Raw genomic sequence first — 7,911 nt, 5'->3', positions numbered from 1 at the left:
TCAACGATATCAAAGAACTCGATTATCCCCTTTTTGAAGGACTATTTGATTAATTTTTTAACTCGTCCATTTTTATTGGACACTAATGTTTATAATTATCAAATTAAGTAACTTTCCACTTCTATAGAATATTGTGTATACCATCCTTTCTTGGTAACTTTGCTGAAACAAGATGTATTAAATATTCATATAAACGGTTTTATTATTTCTCTTTATTTTTAACTCTAACTCATTACAGTTATTGATGTGTAATGTAACTTTTCCGAGTTTTATGGAATCTGCACTCAGACAGACAGCGCCATGATTTATTTCCAGCACCTTGTCACCTATTTTCAAACCTTTACGACTTGCTTCCCCATTTATTTCTAAAAATGATACGACTGCTCCATCCTCTGAATATTCCACGTCAAAGCCCTTTGATGGACAATACACAAAATCATTGGATTTTGATGCGGTTCTTCGTAGTTGTAAATAAAGATCTTCCTTCGCTACTATTTTTTTATTACCCTTCTGATAACCAAGCATGAAGTTGAATCTTTCAATGAATCCGACTCCCAATAAGTTTGTGTCAAATCCGGGACGATAAGTCACCTTACAATCTGGAATCCACAAATCATTGATTCGTATCGGTACGTTAGTCAGCATGAACGTGGTGTCCACAAGGTTTTCATTCCTCTTGACCAAGTATTCCTTCTGAGGATATTTTTTTTTCAATTTTTCATACAATTCCTTATTAATGCTGATATACCCCTCATAACCTAAATCGAAGTGGTATTTATATGATTCTTTCACCGACTCAAACAGCAACGGTATTCCCTCATCCAAACCATTCTCAATTTTCGTGTAATTACAGGCTTCTTCACGAAGCATATCGGCATCTGAATTTGAAAACAAAATCAGTTCATCATGATCCAAAGAAAATTTCCACACAAAATGTTGCAATATGTCTTTTCCCAATAAATCTTTCTCCAACAAATCATATAATGCATTGGTTTGAGTTATACCACTGAATAACGGCTTATACAATGGCAGTCCGTCTGCTATAACTACATTATCCAATGTATATAAAGCGTACTTTTCCTGCTGTCCATATAAGTTTTTCACGGCTCTAGGGTAAGTTCCCCAATGACTTGCATGCAGTGACTGAAGATACTCAATCCTTGCCATACTTCTAGCCTGCGTATCCAGGATAAAATCTCTTTTATGTGTCCCTACTTTACCAGTTATGTAAAACCAACCTTTAGAACTCCTTTTAAGGGGTAGTATTTCTTTAAATTTACTTGGCAGTTCTTTTCCAATAGCATTTTGCCATGTGTTTATTTTATACATCTGTGCCACACCGTAGATAAAATAGGAAAGACCTCCTACAATTCCAATGACAATGACAGACAAAAGCATCATTTTTACCTTCTTTCTCACTATTCTTTTCATAGAAATATAAACTTTAATTGAATTACTTATTTTGTTTTATTGTCACAAAGATAAATTGTCTCCATTCGGATTTTAGTTATCGCTACGTTATCTTTAGGTTAAGAAGCTTTCTGCAAAAGCTTTAGTGACATATATGCTTAATCTTATTAACTTTGCAATAAAACTGCCAAATGAGAAAATATATAAAAATAATAACGATATTAGGTCTTTTTATTTTGGTCCTAATACAAATTATCTGGCTACATAGTTCATATCAATTTAACAAAAATGAAATAGTATTTAAAACAAGTCATCTGTTAGAGAATGCTATTAATGCTGAAACATTTTCCAGATTGGGTTCTTTACCACAAGGAACAATGGTTAAAAGCAGACCCCAAAGTGATAGTGGAAAAGATATACCGGAATTTGCTTATATGCAAGAATCATTAGATGAACTTGGGAAACCTATTTCATTGGATACAATAGCAAAATATTATAAACAAATTCTGGGAGAAGCAAATATTAATAATGGCTTTTGCCTATATCTATTAAAAGGGGATAGTATTATACAAAATAAAGGAAAAGCACATTATTCATTTTTTTATATTGAAACACAGAAAATCCCTATAAGGAGTGACTTCTCATATACAATTAAAGCCCAAATTATTAATCCCAATAACTTCTTTTTTCAAAAGATGGGACTACTTCTTATATCGACAACAATACTTCTCATTTTTGTAGTATTCTGCATAATCTACCAAGTAAGAATAATATCAAAAATGAATACGATCTCCCAAATCCGTGAGGACTTCTCATACGCTATGATTCACGATATGAAAACACCTCTCAGTACTATTATGATGGTGCAGGATATGTTGAAAAGCGGAAGACTTGATTCCAAACCGGAGATAAAGAACAAATACATGAGTATAGCAGAAAGCGAAACTGACCATCTGTTAACACTCACCAACAAGATACTGACCATCTCCAAACTGGAAAACCATAAACTAGAGATGAATAAAACAGAAGTTGAGCTTACACCGATAATAGAGAAACTGACCGAGAAATTCAAGGCTAAAGCACAGAAGCCTGTAAACTTTATCATCAGCTTGCAGGCCAAAACTGCTTATGCCGATAACGATTACGTGAGTGAAGTATTAAGCAATCTGATTGACAATGCCATCAAATACTCCAAGGAGAGTGTGGAAATACACATCACGACGGAAGAAAGCGAACGCTACACCATCCTGAAAGTACGCGACAATGGGCTGGGCATATCCGAAGCCGATCAGAAAGTCATTTTCCAGAAGTATGAACGTGCAGCGGCGGCAAGGCGCAGCCGAAGAAACGGAGCTTCAGGTTTCGGACTGGGCCTGAACTTTGTTGACCAGGTGATAAAGGCACATGAGGGAAGAATATTCGTCAACAGCACAGAAGGAGAGTTCACGGAATTTACCATCTATCTGCCGCTTGAAACTCCAAATAACAAGCATATCCGATAAAACACAAGGCTGCTTATTATTATGGCAATAATATCATATATATCAAAAGTGCCATGTATATGGAAAAGTCCGAGAAACTCGTATGTAATATAGACTATTGCAGTCCCTATTGTATATTGCTTTATCGAATATCTGTTCTCAATGCCATAGACGCATAATACCGCAGCCGGTACGCAAACGATACTGCCTATCACATCTGCCAGATGATAATCATTGATATGGTTCTCATATACATACGGACGATATGTGTGCGACAGTACCAGTCCGATAGCGGCAATCAGAATGCCTGAAATTATAAACTTCATTTTCATAACCATCGTGAATCTTTATAATAAACTATTTACAGCAATATATTACACAATTATCGACTCATCAGACAAATTCATTTCAACCCATTCCCAGCATTTATCAATACCCTTCAACCTTTCATTCATAGACACAGGTATATGAAAATCAGGATATAAACAATCTTCCTCATTGCGACTTACATCCGGTCTTTCAAAGAAAGAGTGACTTATGTATCCCTTTGTACCCGTAAATGGCAATTCAACAGGCAATACATCACCAAAGCAAGTAGGCTTCTGCGAAGTCGGAGTACCTATAATTGTGAAAAGATGATTATCCTTTATAGTTGTAAGCAAATAATTTGCACTGCTGAAAGTGTTCTGGCCTTGTATGAATATTACCTTCCCTTCAAAATGGTTCTTTATTTTGGGAAGGAATGGCAAGTTCTCAAAATCTTCCATTAAAACAAGTTCTCCAGATTTGCTTTTGCTGGAAACGTAGAATTTAGGCATACACTTGAAAAGAAAATCTGATTTTCTGACAAATGTCTTATATTTTATTATGCTGTCCGTATCAACCCCAAGATATTGGAGAAGCTGGTCGCCAAGCATACTGTTTCCTCCGCCATTATAACGCATATCCACCACCAGCTTCCGTATATGATGCTGCTTTAAATCGGCATCCATCTTATCTATAAAATCAGAAAATGACGGCAGAAAGTTCAGATAATTATCCTCGGTCTTGGTACCCGTAACCTGACATAATTGCAAATACGACTGCAAATCATACATCACGTTAAATTGCAGATAGCATTTATCTTCAATTATCTGATAGGAGAACAAATCATCACGCTTCACGGTAACAGGATGAGGAGGGAACTTCACTTGATACCATCCGGAACGGTTATCTGTTTCGGGTTCAAAAAGCAGGCTACTTCCATCATGAAACCCAAGACAAACTCCCTTTGCAGTATCTACTCCCATCTGATGCAGTAATGCTTTGCGATTCAGATAAAAACTCCATAGCCCTGCTTTTATTCCATTCTCCGAGGGCATTGCTTTACGCATAGCCAACCTGACATCTTTAACGGATATGTCATTAATGGAAACAATCTCTTTTCCCGTAAAATCAGGATATTCTGAATCTATAGCATACAGATAAAAACAGCCTTCATAATATCTTATCTCGTATGGATAAATTAATCCATCTTCAGGCATGAAATAAGTATGTGCGTCTTCAAGTATGGCTAACAGAGAATTCAAGGCAAACTGGAAGTGCTGCAAGTCTATCACACCTTTCATTTCATGGCAGATTTTCTCTGCCTGTCTTTCAAATCTGTTGACTCTTTCAGGATTAACTATACTGACAGGATGAAATAACCTGATAAAATGCAACAGATTCATTACCTCATTCTGATATTTATTATAGCTTTCCTCAAAGAAAGTTACCGGTATTTTATGAAAAGTATTATTGTCAATCATGATATCATTTTTTTACATATTACTGTTCCCCCTATTTAATATATCCTGCTCAATTTCATCTATTGATGCCTGAATATATCTTTTCCGAATGGTATGACCATCCAGAAAATCAATCTCATCACACAGTTCGTGTAACGCATTGATAAGATGCGATGAAATTATGACAGTCTTCCCTTTGCCCTTCAGTTCGCGTATGATTCTTTTAAGTTGGATACATCCGTAAAGATCTACCCCGTTGAAAGGTTCGTCAAGGATGTACAGGTCATTTTCCTGAAGGAGCAGGGACATAAGCGCAAGCTTTTTCTTCATGCCTGTGGAATAGTCCGAAGCGAATCTTTCCAGTGGCAGTTGAAAAACTTTATTCAATGAATCTATGGCTTTAGCATCCATCTTCTTCCCTTTAGCTTTGATACAGAATTCAAGATATTCTTTTCCGGTAATAAGGGAATAGAAGAAGTTTTCAGCCGACATATAACCAACAGTCATTGGTGATGACTTCCTTATCTCGCCTTCATAATCAGTTACTCCCATGATGCAGTTGAAAAGTGTTGTTTTTCCGGCTCCGTTTTCTCCCACCAGTCCGTAGATTTTCCCGGATTCGTAAGAAACGGAAAGGTTATCAAGCACTCTCGTCTTACCGTATGCCTTGCTCAATTCTTTTATATATATCAGTTCCATATATGTTTATATTTTTTCTTTAGAGAAAGTGTAAGGCCTATATTCAAAGCCAAATAAGGAATCAATACAACTGGGTTCATAATCGAAACTAAAAACAGCGGCAACGGGAAAAGCAGCCAGTATATTCCCATTACTGTTTGTGTCTCAAAGGAGAATCTTGCCATGCCCATATTCCACTGGTATAACAATGTCGAAGAGAACAATGCAAGACAGAAAAGTATAGCTTCTGAGTCGTGTATCAGCATAAGCATAAGTACTATGAACGGGAACATGGTGATAAAGATATTCCTCAGCCCTGATTTGACCAGTATCAGCTGATACATTCCGAAACTATTATAGACAGAGAGTTCATGCTTCTGTGGCGTCACCATATATGCCGTTCCCTGAATTGCTCCCCACAATATCAGGCATACTTTACAGAGATTGATATTGTCATGCAGTACTCCCATGAAAGACAGAAAGAGCAATACCGCATACAGTGATACTTGTTTCCGGAACATCCTTCTATACAGCAAATCCCCACTGTATAATAAAGGCACAGGCAGAACTATAGAATGAAACCTGACAGGGTGAATCCATGGCATAACTACCGCAATCAGTATGATAACTGGTAAAGAAATGTAATTTGCAGCAATTATCCCCGAAATAATAAACGGTAAACCGAGCAATAAATATTCTGCCGTAAACAATCCTTTGATTCCTTGCACCTGTAAAGACAGAAACTCCTTGTCTTTTCTGCTGTTATGATACAGCCAGAGCATAAGCAGATAACACACTGGCAATACCCATACGCTCGTTACTTTCGCGAAAGCATAAAACAGGATGGCAGCGATACCGATAAGAAACAGACACCGGAACGGTCCGATGCCTGCAAATACACGCACAATCTGTTTTGAGCGTAGATTCATATAGAGTAATAAGCTCTCTGTCATAATCTCGGATAGTTATTCTCTATCTGACTTATATCTGCACAAAGCCTGTCCGCTGTAATGGCGCAGTCTCCATACAATACTGGTTTCATCAAAGAAGAACATGATTGACAAAAGACCAAAGTAACATATAGAAATATCCCCTATAATAAAGCCCAACAACAAAGGGATATATCCACATATCCAATGCGCAAGAATATTAGCTATACGGAAATGAACTATTCTCATATCTCCGTTATAAAAAAAACGTATGGTATGGTTTCGCTTATTATGTATTACTGCAAATTTACTATATGACCGAGGATTGATTATAATATAAACGATGGCCTGAATTAACCAGTTCAATAAAATACCACAAAGCACACTGGAGAATATTACATACCGGCCTTTACTGAAATAATTCTCTGATGTGACATTCAGACTGTCAATTCCATAAATGACAGAAAACAGCCACATCATCACTGGCAGGATAATAACGAAGGCCACAATGGTTTTTACATTTATCCGTTTAGGCTCCGTGATGTCTATCATCACTTCCTCACCTTCAGGCCCTCTTCCGTATGAAATCAATGCCTTCCGCTGAACTGATTCTTTATTAATTTGTTTATCTGATGTTTTCATCTTGATTATTTTTAATGTAGTTTTATCGTAAAACCATACTTAATATTGAAATAAGAATAGACAATATAAACAGTGTATATTTCAGTTTCTTATTTTTTATCATACAAGCTATTGCTATTTACGATTCTTTTTATACCCATATCCTACTTTTTTTAATGATGATCTTAACTAAAATCTGTATTGAACTTTCCACTTCTCCACTGGAGGAAAATCTCCATTTATATTAAATGCTTTTCAAGCCTTCCTTTGTTTTACTGTTGCAAAGGTAACCAAGCATCGGCAAACATTAAGTTATCCTTATGTTATCTTTACGTTAATACTTCAGTGTTTCGATTTATGTTCATAACCCAATTATTATATTTGCATTGAAAAACCATTAAAAAGTCATATAATATCATATATGGAGACTTCAAAACGTAAGAAAAACATATTATTCATTACCATACTGTCTGTCGTAGGACTTATCGGGGCTATGGCTTTGCAGATGATATGGATATACAATTCGTATGAACTGATAAAAAACGATTTGCTCAAAGTAAGTTCTGAAGTATTTGAGAAAGCTCTAAGAGAAGAAACGAATTTAGCCTGTAAGGAAATTCCTGAAGGTACAGAAATATTAGCCGGTCCTGAAAGTGATTCCATACCTTCAATAACATATCTGTATGAAGGCATACAAGATATTGGCATTGAAATGTCAATCAACAGAATGGATTCTTTAGTAGAAATATTTCTGAGAGACAAGGACATAAGTAATAATCATTATATAAATATTATTGACATTAAGAATGATACTATCATAAAAAGTACTTCTGAAAATCAAGCTGATTTAGACGACAGATTGAATTCTAAAATCATTCCTATAAAAACAGATTTGTCACAAGGAGTACAGTTGGTATTATTAAATCCTTATATTTATATTCATTGCTGTCCGGAGAAATTTTACCACAGCGTAAGCTGTCTAGGACCGTTACCCTCCGGAACATTAGCAGTGAGGTCGGTTTGATT

7 protein-coding genes are annotated in these 7,911 nt (G+C 36.0%); 2 read left to right on the top strand and 5 right to left on the bottom strand.

Annotation, left to right across the window (positions count from 1 at the left end; all coding sequences use genetic code 11):
• Window positions 1–177: 177 nt before the first annotated feature.
• Complete coding sequence (locus OCV81_RS17205; RefSeq protein ID WP_148331074.1) at window positions 178–1,431, bottom strand: PDZ domain-containing protein; 1,254 nt, start codon at window positions 1,429–1,431, stop codon at window positions 178–180.
• A 758-nt stretch (window positions 1,432–2,189) separates the two neighbouring features.
• Here OCV81_RS17205 and OCV81_RS17200 point away from each other — a divergent pair.
• On the top strand, window positions 2,190–2,912 hold the full coding sequence (locus OCV81_RS17200) for a sensor histidine kinase (RefSeq protein ID WP_262640520.1): 723 nt from the start codon (window positions 2,190–2,192) through the stop codon (window positions 2,910–2,912).
• A 353-nt stretch (window positions 2,913–3,265) separates the two neighbouring features.
• Here the strand turns inward: OCV81_RS17200 and OCV81_RS17195 are convergent, their stop codons facing one another.
• Genes OCV81_RS17195 through OCV81_RS17180 form a run of 4 tightly spaced genes read right to left on the bottom strand, consistent with a single transcriptional unit; the run spans window position 3,266 to window position 6,906 of the window.
• Window positions 3,266–4,678: a S41 family peptidase gene (locus OCV81_RS17195; protein ID WP_148331072.1), complete on the bottom strand. Its 1,413-nt coding sequence runs from the start codon at window positions 4,676–4,678 to the stop codon at window positions 3,266–3,268.
• 12 nt (window positions 4,679–4,690) lie between these two features.
• On the bottom strand, window positions 4,691–5,356 hold the full coding sequence (locus OCV81_RS17190; RefSeq protein ID WP_262640518.1) for an ATP-binding cassette domain-containing protein: 666 nt from the start codon (window positions 5,354–5,356) through the stop codon (window positions 4,691–4,693).
• A complete protein-coding gene (locus OCV81_RS17185; protein WP_262640517.1) occupies window positions 5,347–6,264 on the bottom strand; it encodes a hypothetical protein in 918 nt (305 codons plus the stop codon). The genes OCV81_RS17190 and OCV81_RS17185 overlap by 10 nt, the downstream gene beginning before the upstream one ends.
• A 36-nt stretch (window positions 6,265–6,300) precedes the next feature.
• The gene (locus OCV81_RS17180; protein WP_148331070.1) at window positions 6,301–6,906 is read right to left on the bottom strand and encodes a hypothetical protein; all 606 of its coding nucleotides are present in this window, start codon (window positions 6,904–6,906) and stop codon (window positions 6,301–6,303) included.
• A 400-nt stretch (window positions 6,907–7,306) separates the two neighbouring features.
• On the opposite strand from OCV81_RS17180, the gene OCV81_RS17175 reads away from it, so the two are divergent.
• Window positions 7,307–7,909 carry a hypothetical protein gene (locus OCV81_RS17175; RefSeq protein ID WP_148331069.1) on the top strand — a complete coding sequence of 201 codons (603 nt, stop codon included), beginning with the start codon at window positions 7,307–7,309 and terminating at the stop codon, window positions 7,907–7,909.
• The last annotated feature ends 2 nt before the right edge of the window (window positions 7,910–7,911 follow it).

Origin of the sequence: Phocaeicola fibrisolvens, assembly GCF_025567125.1 — a bacterium.
GTDB lineage: Bacteria > Bacteroidota > Bacteroidia > Bacteroidales > Bacteroidaceae > Phocaeicola > Phocaeicola fibrisolvens.
Note: the sequence above shows the minus strand (reverse complement) of the source record. Positions and strands in the feature narration are given on the sequence as shown.

Excerpts from the sequence above, each read along its gene's own strand:
- OCV81_RS17205 (WP_148331074.1), bottom strand. The coding sequence starts at position 1,431 with ATGAAAAGAATAGTGAGAAAGAAGGTAAAAATGATGCTTTTGTCTGTC.
- OCV81_RS17200 (WP_262640520.1), top strand. The coding sequence starts at position 2,190 with ATGAATACGATCTCCCAAATCCGTGAGGACTTCTCATACGCTATGATT.
- OCV81_RS17195 (WP_148331072.1), bottom strand. The coding sequence starts at position 4,678 with ATGATTGACAATAATACTTTTCATAAAATACCGGTAACTTTCTTTGAG.
- OCV81_RS17190 (WP_262640518.1), bottom strand. The coding sequence starts at position 5,356 with ATGGAACTGATATATATAAAAGAATTGAGCAAGGCATACGGTAAGACG.
- OCV81_RS17185 (WP_262640517.1), bottom strand. The coding sequence starts at position 6,264 with ATGAATCTACGCTCAAAACAGATTGTGCGTGTATTTGCAGGCATCGGA.
- OCV81_RS17180 (WP_148331070.1), bottom strand. The coding sequence starts at position 6,906 with ATGAAAACATCAGATAAACAAATTAATAAAGAATCAGTTCAGCGGAAG.
- OCV81_RS17175 (WP_148331069.1), top strand. The coding sequence starts at position 7,307 with ATGGAGACTTCAAAACGTAAGAAAAACATATTATTCATTACCATACTG.